At 47.1% G+C, this 21,436-nt stretch carries 21 protein-coding genes; 4 read left to right on the top strand and 17 right to left on the bottom strand.

From position 1 onward, the window contains the following. From HW560_RS14410 to ssuD, 11 genes are all read right to left on the bottom strand, one after another. Nucleotides 1–828: a MurR/RpiR family transcriptional regulator gene (locus tag HW560_RS14410; protein WP_090903665.1), complete on the bottom strand. Its 828-nt coding sequence runs from the start codon at nt 826–828 to the stop codon at nt 1–3. Continuing rightward, entirely contained in the window at nt 815–1,522 is a 708-nt protein-coding gene (locus HW560_RS14405) for an N-acetylmannosamine-6-phosphate 2-epimerase (RefSeq protein WP_256222385.1), read from the bottom strand. The genes HW560_RS14410 and HW560_RS14405 overlap by 14 nt, the downstream gene beginning before the upstream one ends. Nucleotides 1,523–1,539: 17 nt before the next feature. Beyond that, the gene (locus HW560_RS14400; protein WP_179263622.1) at nt 1,540–3,093 is read right to left on the bottom strand and encodes a DUF4127 family protein; all 1,554 of its coding nucleotides are present in this window, start codon (nt 3,091–3,093) and stop codon (nt 1,540–1,542) included. Nucleotides 3,094–3,119: 26 nt separating this feature from the next. Further along, nucleotides 3,120–3,938 (bottom strand): carbohydrate ABC transporter permease, encoded by an 819-nt coding sequence (locus HW560_RS14395; protein WP_090903988.1) that lies wholly within the window; start codon nt 3,936–3,938, stop codon nt 3,120–3,122. A gap of 26 nt (nt 3,939–3,964) precedes the next feature. Continuing rightward, nucleotides 3,965–4,846, bottom strand: a complete 882-nt coding sequence (locus HW560_RS14390) for a carbohydrate ABC transporter permease (protein ID WP_090903667.1) — start codon at nt 4,844–4,846, stop codon at nt 3,965–3,967. 68 nt (nt 4,847–4,914) lie between these two features. Next, a complete protein-coding gene (locus HW560_RS14385) occupies nt 4,915–6,228 on the bottom strand; it encodes an ABC transporter substrate-binding protein (RefSeq protein WP_257031916.1) in 1,314 nt (437 codons plus the stop codon). A 252-nt stretch (nt 6,229–6,480) separates the two neighbouring features. Then, nucleotides 6,481–7,470, bottom strand: coding sequence for a serine/threonine protein kinase (locus tag HW560_RS14380; protein WP_090903668.1), 990 nt, complete (start codon nt 7,468–7,470; stop codon nt 6,481–6,483). A 154-nt stretch (nt 7,471–7,624) separates the two neighbouring features. Further along, the gene (locus HW560_RS14375) at nt 7,625–8,494 is read right to left on the bottom strand and encodes an alpha/beta fold hydrolase (RefSeq protein WP_090903669.1); all 870 of its coding nucleotides are present in this window, start codon (nt 8,492–8,494) and stop codon (nt 7,625–7,627) included. A gap of 195 nt (nt 8,495–8,689) precedes the next feature. Next, nucleotides 8,690–9,352 carry a ribonuclease H gene (gene rnhA / locus HW560_RS14370; protein WP_090903670.1) on the bottom strand — a complete coding sequence of 221 codons (663 nt, stop codon included), beginning with the start codon at nt 9,350–9,352 and terminating at the stop codon, nt 8,690–8,692. Between the two features lie 87 nt (nt 9,353–9,439). Continuing rightward, nucleotides 9,440–9,937 carry a HEAT repeat domain-containing protein gene (locus tag HW560_RS14365; protein ID WP_090903671.1) on the bottom strand — a complete coding sequence of 166 codons (498 nt, stop codon included), beginning with the start codon at nt 9,935–9,937 and terminating at the stop codon, nt 9,440–9,442. Nucleotides 9,938–10,246: 309 nt separating this feature from the next. Further along, nucleotides 10,247–11,407: an FMNH2-dependent alkanesulfonate monooxygenase gene (ssuD, locus tag HW560_RS14360; protein WP_090903672.1), complete on the bottom strand. Its 1,161-nt coding sequence runs from the start codon at nt 11,405–11,407 to the stop codon at nt 10,247–10,249. A gap of 231 nt (nt 11,408–11,638) precedes the next feature. Here ssuD and HW560_RS14355 point away from each other — a divergent pair, with 231 nt between their 5' ends. Continuing rightward, nucleotides 11,639–12,241 carry a TetR/AcrR family transcriptional regulator gene (locus HW560_RS14355; RefSeq protein WP_090903673.1) on the top strand — a complete coding sequence of 201 codons (603 nt, stop codon included), beginning with the start codon at nt 11,639–11,641 and terminating at the stop codon, nt 12,239–12,241. Between the two features lie 223 nt (nt 12,242–12,464). On the opposite strand, the gene HW560_RS14350 is transcribed toward HW560_RS14355, so the two are convergent. Continuing rightward, nucleotides 12,465–13,232 carry an ABC transporter ATP-binding protein gene (locus tag HW560_RS14350; protein WP_090903674.1) on the bottom strand — a complete coding sequence of 256 codons (768 nt, stop codon included), beginning with the start codon at nt 13,230–13,232 and terminating at the stop codon, nt 12,465–12,467. A 2-nt stretch (nt 13,233–13,234) separates the two neighbouring features. Beyond that, a complete protein-coding gene (locus tag HW560_RS14345) occupies nt 13,235–14,311 on the bottom strand; it encodes a FecCD family ABC transporter permease (protein WP_177031237.1) in 1,077 nt (358 codons plus the stop codon). 166 nt (nt 14,312–14,477) lie between these two features. Between HW560_RS14345 and HW560_RS14340 the strand changes: the two genes are divergently transcribed. The 3 genes from HW560_RS14340 (at nt 14,478) to HW560_RS14330 (ending at nt 16,998) form a co-directional block, all read left to right on the top strand. Then, complete coding sequence (locus HW560_RS14340) at nt 14,478–15,542, top strand: ABC transporter substrate-binding protein (protein WP_179263620.1); 1,065 nt, start codon at nt 14,478–14,480, stop codon at nt 15,540–15,542. Nucleotides 15,543–15,664: 122 nt separating this feature from the next. Beyond that, nucleotides 15,665–16,111 carry a MarR family winged helix-turn-helix transcriptional regulator gene (locus tag HW560_RS14335; RefSeq protein WP_257031915.1) on the top strand — a complete coding sequence of 149 codons (447 nt, stop codon included), beginning with the start codon at nt 15,665–15,667 and terminating at the stop codon, nt 16,109–16,111. A gap of 53 nt (nt 16,112–16,164) precedes the next feature. Continuing rightward, on the top strand, nt 16,165–16,998 hold the full coding sequence (locus tag HW560_RS14330; protein ID WP_090903676.1) for an alpha/beta hydrolase: 834 nt from the start codon (nt 16,165–16,167) through the stop codon (nt 16,996–16,998). Between the two features lie 333 nt (nt 16,999–17,331). On the opposite strand, the gene sigK is transcribed toward HW560_RS14330, so the two are convergent. The 4 genes from sigK to HW560_RS14310 form a co-directional block, all read right to left on the bottom strand. Then, the gene (sigK, locus tag HW560_RS14325) at nt 17,332–18,033 is read right to left on the bottom strand and encodes an RNA polymerase sporulation sigma factor SigK (protein ID WP_064636235.1); all 702 of its coding nucleotides are present in this window, start codon (nt 18,031–18,033) and stop codon (nt 17,332–17,334) included. 129 nt (nt 18,034–18,162) lie between these two features. Then, nucleotides 18,163–18,342 (bottom strand): hypothetical protein, encoded by a 180-nt coding sequence (locus HW560_RS14320; RefSeq protein WP_090903677.1) that lies wholly within the window; start codon nt 18,340–18,342, stop codon nt 18,163–18,165. Between the two features lie 476 nt (nt 18,343–18,818). Then, complete coding sequence (locus HW560_RS14315; RefSeq protein ID WP_090903678.1) at nt 18,819–19,766, bottom strand: alpha/beta hydrolase; 948 nt, start codon at nt 19,764–19,766, stop codon at nt 18,819–18,821. A gap of 410 nt (nt 19,767–20,176) precedes the next feature. Beyond that, nucleotides 20,177–21,427 (bottom strand): MFS transporter, encoded by a 1,251-nt coding sequence (locus tag HW560_RS14310; protein WP_179263618.1) that lies wholly within the window; start codon nt 21,425–21,427, stop codon nt 20,177–20,179. Between the last annotated feature and the right edge of the window lie 9 nt (nt 21,428–21,436).

Below are 21,436 nucleotides of genomic sequence, written 5' to 3'. Positions count from 1 at the left end.
TCAATAAATACGGTCGATAACCGCCCTGGCCGTTAATTCCTTCATCTTTTTAGTCTCTTCGCCATGCTCGCGCTCCAGTCCCTGGCAGAGCAAGTCGATAATAAACAGCTGAGAGATTTTAGCTCCTACAGAACCGCCTTCAAGGGGAGACTCCTTCCCCGCGGTCAAGAGCAAGATATCTGCAATAGAAGCAATGGGGGATTTGGCATAGTTCGTCATGGCAATCACCTTAGCTCCGTTTTGTTTGGCCTTCATCAGCATATCATTGGTATCCAGCGTACTGCCGGACACGCTGATGCCAAAAGCCACGTCACCTTCTCCCATCGTTACCGCCATCATGGACTGGATATGGCTGTCGGAATTCGCTTCCGCACGCCGCCCGATACGCAGAAAACGGTTCTTGGCATCCATAGCGGTAATGCCTGACGAGCCCACGCCGAAGAATTGCACATGTCGTGCGCTGTCCAGACACTTCACCGCCTGCTCCAACTGGCTGCGATCCAGCATACCCAAGCTGGATTGCAGCACCCCCACCATCGAGGCATATAAATGGTCGGCATAATCGTCCTCTCCCTGATCGCCGTCTGGCTGGTTCTGCCGTTTCGGCAGCCCCTGGGCCAGCATCAGCTTGAAATCCTGATAGCCTTTAAACCCGATTTTACGGCAGAATCTCATCACCGTGGTCTCTCCGGTACCAGCAAAATCAGCCAGCTCAGTCACAGAAAAATAGATTATATTATCCGGATTGTCCCGTACGCACCTGGCCACCTTCTGCTCCGACTTGGTCATGGAAGGATAATACGTATTAATTCGGTCATTCATCTCCATTTCTTTTCATCCTCGCTTTTCTGGTCACTGCTGCGAACTGTCGGGTAATTAGCTGTGGCCGAGTTATCGCGGAGCCCACCACAACAGCGTATGCGCCCAGATCCAGCGCCTCTTCCACCTGTGAGGGCTTACTAATCCGTCCTTCGGCGATGACCGGAATCTTCAACTGCTGTGCGGACATTTCCAGCAGCTCCAAATTCGGCCCTTCCTGCTGCCTGGAATACGTTGTATAACCCGATAGAGTAGTCGAAACACAGCTAACTCCAAGTGACTCAGCATATAAAGCTTCCTCCAGAATGGAGATGTCTGCCATGGAAACCGCCTTATTTGCGTTCAGATAGGCGGTGATTTGCTCCAATGTATAATTTTCCGGCCTGCTCTGGCGGGTCGCATCAAATGCAATGATATCGGCTCCGGCCTCCAGCAGCTCGTCAATTTCTCTGAGGGTTGGGGTGATATATACAGCAGAATCCGGGTAATTGCGCTTCACGATGCCAATAACCGGCAATGAGACGGTCTGCTTGATGGCACGTACATCTGCTGCCCCATTCGCCCGAATACCCGCGGCCCCTCCTTCCTCTGCAGCAGCCGCCATGCGGGCCATCATCGCCGCACCATGCAGCGGTTCGTCAGCCAGCGCCTGGCAGGAAACAATCAGCCCCAAATGCAGTTTCTCCAGCACTACCTTTGTCAGGGTTCTCACCCTCTCTCTTATATTCTGTTTTCCTTACCAGGGTTGGATGGTATGAATCTTACAGATAATCCCACTTCAAACATCCGGTTCCATGGCATATAACAGTCGGTAATTTGGATACTCCCCGCTGCATTATCGATCCGCACAGCAAGCTCTTGACGCAGCCTTTCCTCTACGCGGGCGGCCACTGAACCACGAGACCCATCCAGCAAGTATTTTCCATAGCCCATCTCCTGCACCGGGCCATTGCTAAGTTCTCCCCGAACGACTGAACAATAGCAGACATCCTCAGCATAGCGGAGGGCGAGGAAATCAAGATGCGACGGTGTACGACCATAGAGCAGATAGATCATAGCCTGCGAAATGACGGTACCAAGTGAGTTGGAGCTGGTATTCCAGGCCGCGTATCCAGCCAGATCAAATAACATGTCTTTTTGCCGCAGCATCTTGACCAGCTTCTGATCCCCACCATTGGCATATCCCACATCCGCTACAGCCACCGGCTTCTTCTTGCTCCTGAGCAGAAAGTGTCCATATTCCACCAGTTCCATCAGGTTTCGGTATACATCATAGCTGTAAAAAGAATGCTGCTGCGACACCGCTTCCGCCATCGTCTCTCCGGGTGTGCTAATCAACAGCACCAGATCTGCTTCAGTCTCACTGGATACAATCAACCCACCTGCAGCCAAAATCTGATATTTGAGCGTCTCATAGAAAAATCGATCCTCGAATAGCGGGGTAACGAACGCCCCCTGAACAGATGATAATCGCGGGTACACCAGCGGCATACGGCCGCGAGCCTTGTTTATCATTCTGGAGAGCAGTACGCAACCAACTTCGTCCGCACCAGGGTACATGTAGACTTTAAGTTCCAGATCAAGGGCGGTAATACGGGCTCGCACTTTCTCCTGATCCTTGGCTGTATGTCCATAAGGCGCCGAATCATCCTGCGGCACAATCATGAAGTCGATAATTCCTTCCTGAACCAGAGCTAGTACCTGCTTGTTTGCTTCAATGTTTACCGCCCTGCGTCCCAGGTAATCTTCCAGTACTTCTATTGGTAGACGGTTATCGATATCGGCCAGCTCGCGGATCTCCTCATCCGTCGCAATCCCCAGCTCCAGCCGATGGCTGATGAAACCTTTGCGAAAAATCTCCCGTCCCCAGTCGGCGTAATAATCCGGCTCCTCATCTGACAAGGAATATTGCGGGCATCGCATAATTAGTTGAAACGCATACAGAGTTAGCTGCGGGTACCGCTGCTTGATCCCCCGAAGGCGCTCCAGCCGGGCCGTCAGTTCATCCGGCTCCAACTGATGCAGCCGGGAAGGTATAATCCCGCCGTAGAGCAACGTATCCAAAGCGACGACTGCTCCATCTGTCCCTGCACAGCTCTCCTCAAACCAGGTCCATAACTGTTCCACATCGCCCGGGCGCTTTTTCAGGCCCATGATTTCAAGTGGCGGACGCTCTACTGTGAATTCCGTTCCCTGTGCCAACAAATAAGGAAACTCATAATTGCAAGGACGTTCATCTAACGGAACAAAGCTTAGCTTATACTGCTTCTGCATGAATACCATCACCCTTTCTGTGTTTTTTATCCTTTAATCGCTCCGGCGATGCCTTCCATATAGTATTTTTGGGTGAAAAGGAACACGATGATAATCGGCAGCACCGAGATCATGGTGCCGGCGGCAATCCAGCCAAAATTATACGAGAACTGGCCGTTCAGATACGTCAGGGCCGCAGCCAGCGGATATTTCTGCGGATCATCCAGCACCACAATCGGCCACAGGAAATTGTTCCAGAATGCCATAACCTCAAGCAAACCAATGACAGCAACCCCTGGTTTGACCAATGGCATGACAAGCTGCACGAAGATACGGAATTCGGAGGCTCCATCCATTTTGCCAGAATCCCGAATATCCGTCGGTATGCCCAGAAACGTTTGTCGCATCAGAAAGATGTTAAATACCGACACCGCGGCCGGAAGCACAACACCAAGAAACGTATTGCCCAAGTGAAACGCCTGAATGGTTAAATAATGCACAATCATCGCCGTTGCCGACGGAATAATCATGGTCGAGATTAGCAGCGTGAACACCAGATTACGTCCCCTGAACCGAAAGGTCGCGAGTGGATACGCCGTGAGGCAGGACAAGAAGATGTTAAATACCACCCCAAGAAGCGTAATCACCACCGTATTTATGATGTAGCGTGGAAAATCCATGAACTCCCACACCTGCACGTAGTTATCGAAAGCGATGAAGGTAGGTAGAATTGCTGGTGGATTCGCGAACACATTACGACCAGGCATCAGCGATACGCTGAGCAACCACAGAAAAGGACCCATCATAAACAGGGCAAGCAAAATCAACAGTACATAAATGATCAAATGACGAAGGCCTTTTTTCATTTTTTTAGACAAAAGCGTACGCCGAATCAATAGGTATTCACCCCGCCTCTCCGGTTCAGCCGGAACACCAACACACTGAGCGCTGCTACCATCACACTGACGATCAAGCCAAGTGCCGAGGCATACCCGAAATTGAATTGCTCCAGCCCTTTTTGAAAAATATATACGCTCGAGGTCAACGTGGACGTTCCCGGCCCGCCCTTGGTAAGAATATAGACCTCATCGAATACACGAACGGCACCCATCACCGAAATTACGGTGCAAAAGAGAATATGCGGCCGCAGCAGCGGAAGCGTTACATGAATAATCAGTCTCAGCGGTCCTGCTCCATCCACTCTGGCGGCTTCGTATAGATCTGCCGGAATTCCCTGAAGCCCAGCCAGATAGAGCATCATATAATAGCCGAGACCCTTCCACATGGTGATGAACATCAGCACATACAGCGCCGTACTGCTTGTGGAAAGCCAGGAGACCTGCTCACTGAGAATGCCAACCTTCAGCAGCAGGTAATTGACTACGCCGTTATTGCCCAACAGCCAGCTCCAGATCAGCGCCACTGCGACCATGGAAGTTACAACCGGTATGTAGTAGGCAGCTCTGAACATTTTGACACCCGGAATCCGGCTGTTAACCAGAATGGCCATGAGGATCGAGATGATTTGAATCACCGGCACAACCAGCACATACACCAGCGAATTCCACAGCGAAATCAGGAAATTGTGATCTTGAAAGGCCCGGGTAAAGTTATCCAGACCAACGAAATGTGTCTCTGTAATGACAGAATAATCGGTTAATGAGAGGGGTATCCCGTAAATAATCGGCCAAAAGGTGAAAATCGCCAGAAACAACAATCCCGGTGCCATAAACGCCCATGCAGCAAAAGATTCGGATCGAATCGCCTTGTACACAGCTACGCCTCCCTCTCTTCTAGGATCGAGGGGGAGTACTCCCCCTCATCAGACTGTACCGCATAAGTTCAGGAATCCTGGTTAAGAATTTGGTTAACTTCCTTCTCCACTGCGTTCAACGTTTCTTTAATATCTGCTCCGTTCATCAAAATTTCCTGCAAGCCCCGTGCCAATGCGGAGTTGATATCTCCTGCATTCGGTACGCCGACCATGTAATCAGTGGCCTTATCGAGACTTTGGGAGGAAGCTACCTTGGCTTCGGCTTCCAGCGACCCGTCGGATTGCGTAAAGAACGGATCTTCAATGGAGGCTTTGCTCGATGGCAGCGTGTTGGCTACCTTGGAGAAGGCAGTCTGGTTCTCTGCATTGGTAATAAAGGCGGCAAATTCCACCGCTTGCTCAGGGTTTTTGGATTTCTGTGGTACAACGAGATCCATGGAATTGGAGAGCCGCAGGTTCGCTTTGCCTGTTGGGAGGGTTACCGCAATCGTATTCTTGTAAACATCCGGTGCAGACTTCTTGATGAAGTTGATAAAGGTTGGACCCGACAACTGGAAAGCGACCTGCTCCCCGGAAAAATACTGGATCTGCTTGCTGAATTCCGCATCCTCCTTCAGCACCACGCCTTCGGCCATCAGATCACGCATTTGAGCGATCATCGCCTCTGCTTCCGGCGTATTGAAAGCGGCGGCCGTTTTGTCCTCATTTAGAATCGGGATGCCGTCGATTGGAAACAGCTTGGAGACAAGCTGCTGCGCATAACCGGCCACTCCTGTCTTTTCATGGACCTGACGGGCCCACTCCACAAGTTCCTCTCGGGTCTGCGGCGGATTTGCCGGATCAAGGCCTGCCTCTTTCACCAGCTTGGTATTCATGAACAGCACTTCGGTACCTGTGTACCAAGGGAGCGCGTAAGCTTTGCCATCGAAAACAGTAGAATTATAAATGCCTTCAAAGTAACTCTTCGCTTCCTCATCTGTCAGGTATTCATTCAGATTCAGCAGCGCTCCCTTACTTCCCAATTGACTGGCGAATTCGGTATTGAGGTTCACAACATCAGGGCTTTTGCCACTGGCCGTGCTGGTCAATAAACGCTGTGAAATGGCATCATATGGATAGTCCTTCCACTCAACCTTCACGCCAGGATGACTGCTCTCATACTTGGCAATCAATTCATTGAAGTAATCGTTGAACGTTGGCTGTAAAGCAATCGTCCAAAACTCCAGCGTCACCGGCTTTCCAGCTTCCATACCCGTCTCCCCAGTGCTTCCCGGACTCGGTCTACCAGCCGTATTGTCATTTCCTCCGCAGGCGGCAAGTAACATAGACATCATAACGACTAGCAGCAAAGATACTGTGAAGCCCTTTCTGTTGGTGGTCACACAACATTCCCCCTCAGTTTGGTGTAAGACGGGAGCCGGCGCTTACGTCAGATTTCCTGGCTAATTACTCCATCTTTCCAATGGAGTATATGCAGACCCTGGAGTTAGAATGAAGTATTCTTCCAGAAATAAATTAAAAAAAGAAATAATTTTTCTTTTAGGCTAATAAAACACAAAAAAAAGCCAGTTCGATCCGTGTAAGGACCAAACTGACTTGTTTGTTACGACTATATGTATAAGATCAGGCTGCAATCAAGCCGTCTCATGCTGTTTCTTCGGCTCTGCTTCATAGATTTGGGTATGTTCATTCTCAGCCAAAGCCCATTCAACCGTGCCAGGTTTGCGTATTTTCCACATCCAGGCTTGTACTTGAAGTGATCTCTTAACCCAAGCGAGAGAAGCACAGCGTTGCTCGGAACGAACCGATAATCCCCAGTGAATAACGCGTGCGAGCCACCGGTTCACATACTCATTATGAGAACGCACAGATGGCAATTCATCGCGAAACAGTCGCTGTTTTACATCCATAGGTGGCTGCCCGCATGTCCAATAATGAAGCAACGCTGCCAGGCTATATATGTCTGACATCGGTCCCTGACTGGATTTCTCGGAGTAGAACTCAAGCGGCGAATACCCTGCCGATGTAAAGATCGCCTGTTTTTCCCCGGATTGTACAGGCCAGCGAGCTGCTGAACCGAAGTCCAGTAGTTTGGGCGTACCGTCTTCCATCACCATAATATTGGATGGCTTCACATCACGATGAAGAATTCCCTGCTTATGAATATAGTCCAGTGTATCTACCAGCGGAAGTAATGTCTCCGTAATAAACGCCGCGTCCAGCGCATGATTTCGCTCAATCAGATATTCGGTCAAGGTTACGCCTGTGCAGTATTCCATAACAAGATACCCTGTATCATTTTCTTCGAAATGATCCACGTACGTAACAATATGAGGATGATTCAACGTGGATAACAGCTCTCCTTCTACCAAAAATGCAGCAAGAAGTTCCTGATACTGACCACTAAACCCTCGTGAAGAACAGAACACTCCCCGTTTGTCAGCCTGACGTGCTGCCAACCTTTGCGGGAAAAATTCCTTGATCGCTACCTTAGCACCTGTATTCCGATCTCTTCCTGCATATACAATAGCCAGCTCACTGCTGGCCATGAGATGTCTTACCTGATATGTATCGTTTAAAATTACATTGCGCTGCAATGCCATTTTGCAATTGTCCTTTTTCATAACAGACCCTCTTTTCAACCTTGTCGATCGGAAGACTTGCCGCATGTTGCATCATTCAGTCCAACCAGACAGGCGTTTCATCGCCAACCATCTATATAAACCAAATGATGCAATTTGAATCACAACCATGCGGAAAAATTAAAATTTTCTAAATTTAATAATTCTTCTGTAAAAATTGCTGAATTTCTTGGTTCATCTGCATCAACACGTCTTGAGATGGGAAATGACCTGTGTCGTATTTGATTGCTTTGACATTCGGAATAATCTTCTGAGCTCTTTCAATGACCTTATCTGCCGGGAAAAAGACATCCTTCTCTCCCACCAAGAGCAGTGTTGGCGATGTATAATTTACCAATTCCTCCTGCTCCGTAAGCTTGGGCATATCCTGCTCCAGACTGACGTATTTGAAGATTTTCCCGATTATATTTTTATCTATTTCTTTCATACAACTGCATGACATGATATCCGCGATCTTTTGCAAAGAAGTTGGAGAAGAAGTCATTTTGTACGTTACGAGTGGCAACACGATATCCTGAGCCATTTTAATTTTGGATCCTACGGCCAGTCCAGCGGGTGCTACCAGAACAGAACATGCAATTCGGTCCGGAATGTAAGTTGCCAGTCTTAGGATAATTCCGCCTCCAAAGGAAGGACCGATAAACGCACTTTTTTCGATCTTGTAGTGGTCCAGCAAATCAGAAATCCACAAAGCCAAACTATCAAACCTTGCCGAAATTCGTGTTTCTTCACTGTAGCCTGGATGACCGATCGTATCCGGCGCGATAATCCGGTAATCTTTGAATAGGGAAGAAAACCATGACAACGTCATCGGATTCACACAATTTCCGCCCTGGAGAATAAATAGCGGCTTACCGTCTTCTGGACCTGTTAATAAAACATGCGTTTGTCCAAAACGTGTCTCGACGTACTCTCGTGTAAAACCTTCGCCCAATTGCTCAACATACGCTTCGTATTCCTCAAGTATGCTGTTCTTGCCTTCTTCACTTCTATAAATGGAACTCATGTCTGCCTCCTGCAAAGTATACTCTTTCAACATGTTATGGATTTTAAGGTCCATAAATATAAAAGAGCCCGCTGATGACAGGCTCCTTCATATGTGTAACTTATCATAATGAACTGATTATAGAATGGAAACTGGAAATTGTAAACATCGTTTCTCATAGAAAATTAATAATACAGAAATTGTAGAGAAATAGGGCTATTTTCGGCCATAATCCGCCTTGATTTCGCCCCACTGCTTGGTCTGCCATTTTAGCACTTTATTGCTGTACGTATTCGTCCGGAGCCACTGCTCTGCACGGTCAATCATCAGCCAGATCTCTTCGGTGGAAGCATCCCTTGCGAGTGTGGTGGATACCGCTTTTTGCTTTAACCATTTCATTGCATTGACGGAGTCCGTATAAACCGTCTTGTTACTGCCCTCTTTTTTGAGATACGCCAAGGCATGTACGATTGCCAGAAATTCACCCAGATTATTCGTACCTTTGGAAATTGGCCCAACGGAGAAAATAATCTCACCCGTGCGGGTATCCACACCTTTATATTCCACTGGCCCTGGATTCCCACGCGTACCAACATCAACTGAGATGCTGTCATAGTCAATTTCTGCAGAGGTCTCCATGCCCGCGCTTCTTCCGCTAGTGCCTGACTTCGTCTTCGAAGAAGCGCCTGAACCACTGGCCCCAGTACCCCAGTTTCCTTTCCATCCCGCACGATATGCCTCTTCGGCTGCAGCTTTCGATTCATACGATTTATATTTTGCTCCGGTAAAATGATCCGTCTGTGCTTTGCATTCCGCCCATGTGCTATATATGCCAGGCTGCTTTCCTGCCCAGACGACATAGTATTTCTGCTTTGCCAATATGACCCGCTCCTTCGTTTGCTGCATTCAATTCCTTATTGTAAACGATAGCGAGGTCAGATTGAAAGAAACGTGTTCATCTATTTTCTACACTTGATACCTCCATTTCTTCAACATGTCTAATGCTACTTCCAGAAGCTTGCTTTGGTTATGTGAGATTTGCATTTCAATAAGTTGTTGACACCTAAGGTTTTGTAAATCCGATAACTTATCCATCATTTGCTCCAGCAACATGAATGACTGCGCGCTCACTTCCAGACTGGAATCACCGATAAATGGAATAATGTTCTCTATATGTACTATGTAATTCAGGTTTTCAAGAGCGTATAGCAATGTGCCTCTGCTTCCTGATGTCTTGGGGTCTGTGATGACTTCAATTAACGGTTCAACTGCTCGATCATCTCCAATGTCAGATAAAGCAATAGCAATTTCGTTTCGTAGTATTTTGTTGTCCGTAGATTTCAGGAGTTCAATCAAGAAAGGGAATTGGGTGGTATCCTTTTTTTCGCCAATATATGCAATTTGTTTAACAACGCCTTCCATATCTCCTTGGGATAGATGCTTTTGGATCATGTTTGTATACATTGTACGTTGTATCACTCCTCATTTTGTTAGAAGAAAGCTCTCCATAATAATATCGGTCATTTCCTTATTTTAGGATGTAGTATAATGGTCCTTATAATGTCGGGACTATTTTCCTCATCCACATCTCTTGTCCTAAACAATTGTAAATTTTTAACCAGATCAGGAACAGGCTAAGAAACGGCCACGATGGAACCAAACGGGCAACTCGTTTACGTGAGGCTGGCCGCAGGTGGCCCCTTTCTACAGCATGTAAAAAGACACCCGAAGGATTCATTCAGGTGTCTTTAGTTGTCTTAATCGGTTATGAAATTAGGACTTGGAGGTAACTTCGGTTTTGACCATGTGGTCCGGGATGTTGTTATTGGCAATGATTTCTCCAAATGGACCAACAAAGGAATGATCGCCGTTTCCTCCATGTTGCGAGTACTGAAGCTTTGGAAACAGCAGTTCAGCAGTACGATAACATTCTTCCAGATGCGGATAACCGGATAAGATGAAGGTCTCAATCCCCAGTTCTTCATACTCTCTGATTCTGGCTGCGACCTGATCGGGATCACCAACAAGTGCGGTTCCGGCACCACCTCTAACCAAGCCGATGCCCGCCCACAGATTGGGGCTAATCTCCAGGTTGGAACGATCACCATTATGCAGCTTGGCCATTCTCTGCTGACCCACGGAATCCATGCGGGCATAGATCTTCTGGGCAGCGGCTATCGTCTCCTCATCCAGGTGGGAGATCAGTTCATTAGCGGCCTTCCATGCTTCATCTGCTGTGGGACGCACAATCACATGCATACGTATGCCAAAACGAATGCTTCTTCCTTTTTTCGCAGCCAGCTCCCGCATTTGATGAATTTTGGCTTGCACCTGACTCGGAGGCTCACCCCACGTTAAATACACATCGACATGGTCTGCTGCCACTTCCATTGCTGCTTCCGAGGAACCTCCAAAATAGAGTGGGGGATGTGGCTTTTGGATGGCCGGGTACAGGACGGAGCCACCCTTAACCTTCAGATATTGGCCTTCATAGTCAACCGCCTCTCCCTCCAATTCCTTGCGCCAGATGGTCAGAAATTCATCGGCTAACGCATAGCGCTCATCGTGGTCCAGGAACAGCCCTTCTCCTTCAAGCTCAATTGGATCTCCACCAGCCACCACATTGATCAGCAGTCTTCCTTTGGAGAAACGATCCAGGGTTGCGGCCATGCGTGCAGCAGTGGTTGGCATCATCAGACCTGGACGCGCCGCGACAAGAAACTTGAGCCTGTCCGTGGAAGAAATCAGCGATGAAGCCACAATCCAGGCATCTTCACACGACTTTCCCGTAGGTAACAAAACACCGGCATATCCAAGTTCATCCGCGGCTTGCGCCACCTGCTTGCAGTAATGGTAACTGACTGCCCGGGCTCCTTCTTTTGTTCCAAGATACCTGCCATCCCCGTGTGTGGGAATAAACCAAAACAGTTCCATAGGTATGACCTCATTCCTATTTTTTATATTTTATTTTTCCGATTGATTTGGTGTGTTTTATTTATTATGATAGCTATTATCCGTTGCATATCAACGATCAATTACGCAGAATCTGACGGTTAAACAACGCATTTGACCGATGTGTTGCGAGATGTCTTAATAATCTACATTCCCAAACCATTTGAAGGGTCAACAAAGTTGATCAATCCGTTGTTTTCGAGGTGATGAGAAGTGAATGACTCCCGTGGAGTGGATCGAAGAATTTTACGGACCCGTGTGATGATTTCCAAAGCTCTCCTGAAAATTTTGCCACAGAAAGCCTACACCGAAATTAGTGTCGTGGACATCGCCGAACAAGCGAATATCAATCGCTCTACCTTTTACGCCCACTTTCTGGACAAGGATGATTTATTGGATAGCATGGTGAATGAGAAATTTCAACTGCTTGAGCAGTTACTGGCGGAACGGAATGCTCACCTTGGGAGCCTACCTTCATTTAATGAGCCTGATCCCATTTTCATCGTATTGTTCGAGCATATATTGGAGCATGATGAATTCTATCGGGTGATGGTACTCATTAATCCTGCCGGGAATTTCAACAGCCGGTTGAATGAAGTGATTAGAGAGATGTTTTGGGATCGGATATCCCAGTTAGGCCTGGAGCAAAAAGAAGTGCCTCTGGATTTTTTACTGGATCATATCAGCTTTTCCACCCTTGGAATTATTCACAAATGGCTTGCTGATAGTAAGGTAAATTCACCTCATCATATGGCTCTTCAATTAACCCGCATTGCCCTGTTAGGAACATATAAAGCGATGGGAGCATCGATTTAGCGGGAGTGGCAGAGCCTCCAAAGAAGGTGATGTACGGCATCTGAATACACGTGACATGTGACATTTGACTCTAGAACAAAAAGAACTGTCATTTAAGCATATATTCCGCTTAAAGACAGTTCTTCTTTTGCTGCTTACTCCATAATTGTCTGCGCAACCGGAGTTATAGTGGAAGAGATAACGAGAGAACATGTGTGAGTTTCAGTTAAGACAGTTCCCTGTCTCACCGTGTACTCAAATAGGCAATACCCAAGCCACCGGTAACCGGATTTTCATAGATTTCACATTCCACGTCGAATACTTCACCGATCATTTCACGGGTTAGGATATCGGCGGGTTTGCCATGAACCACAATCTGCCCCTGCTTCACAACATAGAGGTAATCGCAATACGCTGCGGCGAGTTCGAGATCATGAAGCGCAGCCAATATGCCGATATCCAGACTCCGCACAATGTTGAGGATCTGAAGCTGATATTTGATATCCAGATGATTGGTAGGCTCGTCCAATATCAGAAATTCGGGCTGCTGCGCCAGCACTCGGGCGAGGACCACACGCTGCTTCTCCCCGCCGGACAGGGACACGTAATTGCGGTCCGCATGTCCGGTCAGATGTACCTTTTCCAACGCCTGTTCCACGATTTCATAATCCCGTTCATTATCTGTCTCCAGCAGCTTCTTGTGCGGGGTGCGACCCATCATGACCATTTCACGCACCGTAAAATCAAAGCTTAATTCGTTAAACTGACCCACAACGCCCATATGCCGGGACACGACCTTGGGACTAGATTTCAGAATGTCCGTATCATCAAGAAATACTTTGCCTTGCTGCGGCTTGATCACTTTATAGATGCTCTTGAGCAGCGTTGATTTACCACAACCGTTTGGGCCAATCAGGCCGACGAATTGCTTGCCTTTTACCTGTAAAGAAATGTCCCGGATAATATCCGTGTTCAGCACCGATATGGATACATTTTCTACATTCAGTTTCATGTTTATTTTCCTCCAAAACCGTAGCCTTTTTTGACTAACATATACATAAACATCGGCGCACCAATCATCGCTGTAATGATCCCGATCGGCAATTCAACGCTGGAAATCAGTGATCGTGCAATAACATCCGTCCAGATCAGGAAGATGGCACCGAACAGAACGGATACAGGCATGACTTTACGATGATCCGATCCGACCAGCCCTCTCACGATATGTGGAATAATCAATCCGACAAAACCGATCATACCGCAGCTTGCTACCATTACACCGGTGACGAGAGCCGTTAACAGCATATACAATCTACGATATACACTGAGATTAATTCCGAGTGTAACCGCGGCTTCGTCACCCAGCAGCATCGTATTAAGGACCCGGGACTGCAACAGGAAGAACAAAATGGCTACGAGCACAACGATGCTAATCAGCGGAAGCTTGTTCCATCCGGATGAGGCGAGACTGCCCATAGTCCAGAATGTTACCGTCTTGATGCCTTCGGCATTGTTGGCAAAATAAATGATAAAGTTCGAAAAGGCACTGCACAGCGCATTAATGACCATCCCTGCAAGCACCAGCTTGACCGATGTCATTTTCCCCCGAATACCTGCAAGAGCCAGGACCAGCAAGGATGCACCCATCGCTCCGGCAAATGCCCAGAAGGCCACCCCGGTCTGACCAAGCCAGCCAATCGCGCCGAATCCGATCAGAATGGCAAACGTAGCCCCGAGCGAAGCTCCAGAGGAGATCCCCAGTATATAGGGATCTGCAAGTGGATTCTGCACTGCAGCCTGCATAACTGCACCACACAAAGCTAACCCTGCACCGATAAACATGGCCATCAATACACGCGGAAAGCGAATCTGCCAGATAATATCCGTAAAGGACCCCGCCTCAATCGGCGTAGAGCCGAATTGAAATCCGGTTAATTTGTACAACAGAATGCGATAAGACTCGGCGAGCGGAATGCTCACCTGCCCAATGGATACAGCAATCCCAACCGAAATAACCATGACGATGATTAAAGCGGCAATCAATACTGCAAAACCGGATTTGCTGTGAATCAGGGACTCCCTTTTTCCCATAAGCTGCTTCTGAATCTGAGCCGTCTGTGCCATCTCTTCCCCCATCAATTCCACTTGAATTTGAATAATAAAAATTTAGCTATTTACAAAGCATTTTCTCGGATTATAATTGAGAATGATTATCTTTGTCAATTTAAAAACATAAAGAAAAGGGGCTCGTCGCTAGATGAAATTCAAATACAGACCCACTTGGTTCGCTTCTTTAAGTCTCCTGTTGCTCTTGCTTGCAGCATGTTCCGATGCATCCTCTTCCACCACTACCACCCCCGCTGCGGAGGGAAGCCATTCATCCGAAACAACAACTCAAGTAGAAAATACAAGCAAAACATCCTATCCGCTCACGATTGAGAACTTCACCATCTCAGGGGAAGGTGGTGAGTGGAAACCAAAATCACAAACATTCGAGAAAGCCCCCGAACGTGTCGTGGCGAATACCCAATCTGCGGCAGAAATGCTGATCAAGCTTGGGCTGACCGATAAAATAGTTGGAGTCGCCGCATTGTATGGCACGGTTACTCCGGATGTCGCAGATGATTTTGCGAAAATTCCTGTCTTGTCCAAAGATTATGTGGGCAAAGAGCTCGTTGTAGGCGCAAGTCCAGATCTGGTACTGGGACGTGGCGACCTCTTCGCAGACGCAGACTGGGGTGTAGGTACCGTGGATGGCTTGAATGACATGAACATCCGCACCTTCCTGCAAACGACGAATCATCAAGGGACATTGGACAGCCTCTATAAGGATATTGCACAGTTGGGCCAAATCTTCGATGTACAGGACAACGCCGCAAAATTCACAGAAAGCCTGAAAGCTCGGGTTGAAGCCATCAAGACAAGTGTGGCGGATCAATCTGAGCATAGTTTTGCCTATATCGTCCCTGCTACGGAAGACACGATTACTGTGAGCAGCATGCAAAATGATACGTATCAGTTGGATGCACTGAGCCTGTTGAAACTGAAAAATACGTTTGATGGCGTGCAAGGCGAAGTCAGTGTGGAACAGCTAATCACGGCAAACCCAGACTACCTGCTCTTATCCGCCTATGCCGGTTCCCCGGATATCGACAAGCTGATTCAAAATCTGTATGCCAACCCTGCACTGCAAAGCATGAATGCCATCAAAAACAAACAAATTTACGTAACGGATTTCAGTCAGTTCTGGGGTTATGGATATCAAATTCTGGACGGCATTGAGAAGATGGAACAGGAAATGAGAGCAAATCCGATCAAGTAATTGCAGGGAATCTGCTTCCAGGTTTAAATGAAAAAATCGGAAGAGCAGGAGAAAATGTTTCTCGCTGCTCTTTTTGTTCTCCGCTTATGTGTCAGTATTTGAGATCCGAGCTTGACATTAGTTTGATAACAAACTATATTACTCGTATGAAAACGACAGACGCTATATCACTCATATCCAAAATTAAAGAGAAGGTCAACCGCTTCATTTTATCCGAGATGGCTGGGCAGGGAATTCAGGATCTGGCTACGTCGCATGGGGATATTATCTACGCCCTGTACAACAACTCCAGAATGACCATGGCTGAAATTTCCAAAAAAATTGGCAAGGATAAATCCACAGTCACAGCACTTGTCGACAAATTGGTTCGCAACGGTTATGTCGTCAAAGAGCGCGATGCAACTGATTCACGGATTGTCCAAGTGGCATTGACTGCAAAAGGAGAACAACTTAAACCGGCCTTTGAGGAAATCTCGCAGCGCTTGCTGGACGCGTTTTATACGGATGTTACTGATGCGGAGAAAAAGGAACTGCTTCGAATTTTAATGAAAATTCACAGCAACTTCTAAATTTTTTTTGGATAAATAGTTTGATATAAAACTAATTTTGGAGGTTTGTCCTAATGATCGATTTTACTCAATTGCTACCTAAACATGAAGTCAAAACGATAGGAAAACATGATTTACACCTTGAAATATATGAAGGTCATACGGCTCCCCCCTCGGTAAATTCAGCAAAAAGGCCTCCCCTCTTGTTTGTTCATGGCGCATATACAGGCAGCTGGATGTGGAGCAAATATATCCCCCACTTCGTTGAACAAGGCTGGACCTGCTACGTCATGAACCTGAGAAGTCATTACAAAAGCCGGGTAATGGATATGACGAAAATTACGTTTGAGGACTATTTGGAGGATATCCGGGAAGTTCTGGCGGAGTGTGACGAGCCCCCTGTTCTCATCGGTTTCAGCATGGGCGGAATACTCAGTCAGAAGATTGCCGAGGCGACTGCTTTAGCTGGATTGGTCGTGATTGATTCCAGTCTGAGTCAGGAAGTTCATCAATTGATTCCCTATCCTGAGAGTGATCGAATGATACCTGACATTGTCATCCCTCCCCCGGCCCGCGAAGAGCACAGCAGTATTGACGAATCAGCAGAGGATATTGCATTTCAGCGTAAATATTTGCAGATGGAATCATCAAAGGCATTTCTCACGTTCTCGGCGGCATTTGGGTCAAGCGGAGGTGTATCCATCAACGGCGATTTCATTACATGTCCGAGTCTGGTCATCAAAGCCGTAGAATCCGATGATGAGGAGCGAAGAGGTCAATTGACTGCAGAACAGCTTGACGCTGAATATGCAGGGCTATGGGATACAACCCATACCGGATTGCTCGTCGGCCAGCGGTATATGGAAGCTGTGGAGATCATCCTGAAATGGTTAAATCGGGGAAAATAAAATTAAAGCGAGCAAAAAAACGCCGCTACTCAATGCGTGATATATGGGAGCGTGAGATCCAAGTTCCCTTGGCACTCTCACGTTGGGTGGCTCTCTTCCCCGCCTGATTCCAGGCCGAATCGGTCAATAACAACTTCCTTCTCCCGATCTTCTAAGATGTCTAGATTGCGATCAATTTTTGCTTTTTTTCCAATCTTGAGTTACATCTCATCTCCAGTGGAAAGCAGTACTCGTTGATATGCTCAGCGACTAAAACAAAAAAAGCAACTCATCCGCAGACAAGTCGCTTTCTATACAGTCTATTGTTATCCGTACTACCTTGTAGCTTGAATCTCACTGCTTCGCCTTATAAAACTCGTGATACAGTTTCATCAGCGCCCTCTTTTCAATCCGTGAAACATAGGAGCGTGAGATGCCAAGTTCCTTGGCTATCTCGCGCTGGGTGCGCTCTTCCCCGCCTGCCTCCAAGCCGAATCGGCCAATAACAACTTCCTTCTCCCGATCATCCAAGATGTCGAGGTTGCGGTAGATCTTGCTTTTTTCAATCTTGAGCTGCACCTTATCTACAACATCGTCGGCTTCTGTTCCGAGAATATCGATTAATGTAATTTCATTGCCCTCTTTGTCCGTTCCGATTGGATCGTGTAAGGATACGTCTTTACGTGTTTTCTTCAGGGAGCGAAGATGCATAAGTATTTCGTTTTCGATACAACGGGCAGCAAACGTAGCGAGTTTGGTCCCTTTGCCTTGTTGAAAACTTTCGATCGCCTTAATTAAACCAATCGTTCCAATCGAAATCAGGTCTTCCTGATCTTCGCCAGTATTGTCAAATTTCTTGACGATATGCGCGACGAGGCGCAGATTGTGTTCGATAAGCAAATTACGCGAATGAGCATTGCCTTCGGCCATGAGGCGTAAATGTTTGGCTTCGTCATCCTCAGCGAGGGGCTGAGGGAAGGCGTTGTTTTTGACATACGAGACAAGTAACGTTAACTCTTTAATGAACAGGGCAATTGCGGTAAACAATCCGGGCACAGATGACACCTCCTGCAGTTTTACAACGATCTGGCCTGAGCACATGTGGGAACAGGGTCGATTTATTGTATGTGGGCAGGGGCCCATAAGTGCACGTACACTTCAAAAAGGAAATGTTTCCGCAGGATTTCATACACTTACTGAAACGATAGACCCCACCTTCTGCAGGATGAGGAATTCTTTCTCAACACTTTCGATAAAATACTTCTTCTCGCCAAATATCACGACATCATTCTCGGCTAATTGAACATCGCTTTTGAAATAAATAAAATTGTCCGTTTCTCTGAACGCACCCTTATAGTAGTACATGTCATCGACTCCCTCGTAGCTCCACCCCTTGATGCGAGGCAGTAATATCTAAAGAACCCAGTACATCTTATTTGGACACCTAGCCTTCCTTTTCAAACGTAAGGAACACCAAACCCGCACCCTCTGTGAAATTACCAGACTCTTAAAAATCTCAAAATGTTGCCTTCCATTTAAACAGAAAACAAAGGAAATTTCCACCTTTTATCTTCTACGTATGTCTGAAAGATATGTACCCTTACCTCTCAACACATAGATGAACAGGGACGATCTACTGAGTCGTAGGCAGAAGCCTAGAAGTTGTACGTATATTCGAAAAAAGAAGGCTCTATTCAACATGCGCTCAGCAACATTAGAACCCGCCATTCAAGACTGGGAGAAACAAGCCGACGGCTTAACGCACATACCAAAAACCTCAGCTCTGTACCATACAGAACTGAGGCTGCTGCTCATTACTACCTTTTATGAAGGCTTACTGATTACTTGAAAATACGTTGAGAGAACTGGTACAGTCCGCTGTTCCAGACAGACGGCTCATGCCCTCCTACATCCTGATACCAGGTATGCGGAATGTTCATGCTGCTCAAGCCGTTTTTAAAATTCTGGCTGACCCATAACAGACCGTCACTCGATCCACAAGATAACCACAGCAATTTAAGTTTACTTGCGACTTGTCCCGGATTCGTGACCAATTCCGACACCGACTTTGTATTCGGTGCTGCGGAGAAAGCGCCGACCCAGGCGAAGGTATCCAGATTCTTCAACCCGAAGTTGAGAGATTGTCCACCACCCATGGACAGACCCGCCAGCGCACGACTATTGCGGTCTTTATATACCGGATAATTCGCTTCAATATGAGGGATCAGATCCTTGAGCAAGTCTTGTTCAAATCGCTCAAATGCAGCCACCTTATCCGGCGCATAAATGTCACCGATCGGACGATCATCCTTCATAGCGCGGCCATTTGGGAAAACTACGATCATGTCTGACAGCTTACCTTCGGAATACAGGTTGTCCAGAATGTTCTTCGGTTTCATAGCGTTAACCCACTCATACTCATCCCCGCCAATGCCATGCAGGAGATACAGGACGTTATACTTTTTATTCGGAGAATATCCTGGCGGTGTATACACCATTGCTTTGCGTGCATTGCCAACCGTTGTGGAATAATAGGAGATCAGATTGGTATTTCCATGCGGAATATTGTTCCGATATGAATCATAGCCAGGTGGTGCAGGCACAACCGCACTTGGAGTCAGCGCATTTTGACTTTCAAAGCTTGAGGCATTCACAGATCCATGATTTCCAATTTCCTGGAGAGAGGTTGCGGTGACCCCTTCATTCGACTCAGTGGCAAAAGCCATCGTTGGCACAAGTAATGCAGCGGTTATTGAAAGACTCAAAATAGAAGACAAACGTTTTTTCATATGATTACTTCTCCTTTACCCATTTTATTGTGGAGCATGCAAGCATAGTTCGAAGCGGGTCTTACATAGAACATACGAATTGAAAGCACTTACAACAAAACGTGAAGTTCACCCCCTTTCAGCATATATTGCCTGAATCCTTACGATTTCTCGGGCAAAAAAAGAAAAGGAATTTCGCATTTATTTACAATTGATTCCATTATAACGTATAAAATAACTCATAATACTTAAATATCCATTGTTTTTTCTTTAAAAAGTATATCTCTTTATCTGTTACTCTGAACATTTGAATATGTAAACAGGGCTATGTGCAACTTAATGAGATTGGAATCGATTAAAAAAAGTAGAGTACAAAAAAGCCTCAGCTTCCCTGTTTTAGACAGGAGGGCTGAGGCTTTCTTGACGATCTTTTAGTGTAACGATACTGGCTTAACCACGTCTGGATTTTCGGCCGAGGTCTGTTTACGTTCCATCACCTGACTGATACACAGTCCAAGCAACCCAAGTGCTGCAATAACTGCTGCATACAACGGTACCGAGATGAGCCCCGTATGTGTAATTGCAAACCCGCCCAAATAGGCACCACCTGCGTTGCCCAGATTAAAGGCCGAGTGACTCGACGTTGTCGCCAGCAGCGGTGCTTCGCGGGTCATATTCATAATTCGAATTTGCAGGCCTGGCATGATACCAAAAGCCGCGACTCCCCAGCAAAATATGGTGGTTACCGCGAGATATGGATTGTCCAGCGTCAACGTTAAGGCCGCCAACAGAACTGCCAATATACCGAAGTTAACCATTAACGAAGGCATCAGCTTCCAGTCTGCCAGACGACCACCAAGCATATTCCCCAACGTAACGCCGACACCGAACAGCACCAGAATCCAGGTCACGCTCTGCTCGGCAAAACCACTAATATCAACAAGCATTGGTGTTATATAGGTGAACACAGCGAACAGACTTCCACAACCTAACGCACCAATCAGCAATATTAATAACACTTGGGGGCGAACCAAATTCCGGAATTGCTGTCCCAGGTTTGCTGGCGGTCCCTGCTGAATCACCGGGATGAAACGAATGATACCAAGCAATGAGATGATGCCCAGAATGGTAATGGCTCCAAATGATGACCGCCATCCGAGTTGCTGCCCGATGAAGGTACCAAACGGCACACCGATAATGTTGGCAATCGTTAATCCAGCCAGGACTACGGATACCGCCCCCGCCCTTCTCTCCGGTGCAACCAATCGTGTTGCCATCAGCGAACCTACACCCAGAAACGTACCGTGGGCGAATGCCGTCAGAATACGCGCCGAGATGAGCAGCCCGTAAGTTGGAGCAATAACAGACAATGCATTCCCGATGATAAAAATACACATCAGCAGCACCAGCAGTTTTTTCTGCGGAATCTTGTGCGTGAACACGGTTAGTACAGGCGCACCCACCGCCACACCAAGCGCGTAACCCGTAATTAACTGCCCTGCTTGAGGGATACTCACATTCAAATCCGCAGCCACATTGGGCAGAAGGCCCATAATAATAAACTCTGTCATGCCAATGGCAAAAGCCCCTACCGTCAGGCATAACAGGGATAAGGGAAACGCCCCTCGTTTAGCGGATGTCGGAACTTCGGATTCCGCTTTAGTTGATTCTGTCTTACGCATATGATGTTT

It is taken from the genome of Paenibacillus sp. E222, assembly GCF_013401555.1.
Lineage (GTDB): Bacteria > Bacillota > Bacilli > Paenibacillales > Paenibacillaceae > Paenibacillus.
The sequence above is the reverse complement of the archived record's forward strand: the minus strand, read 5'-3'. Positions and strand labels throughout refer to the sequence as shown.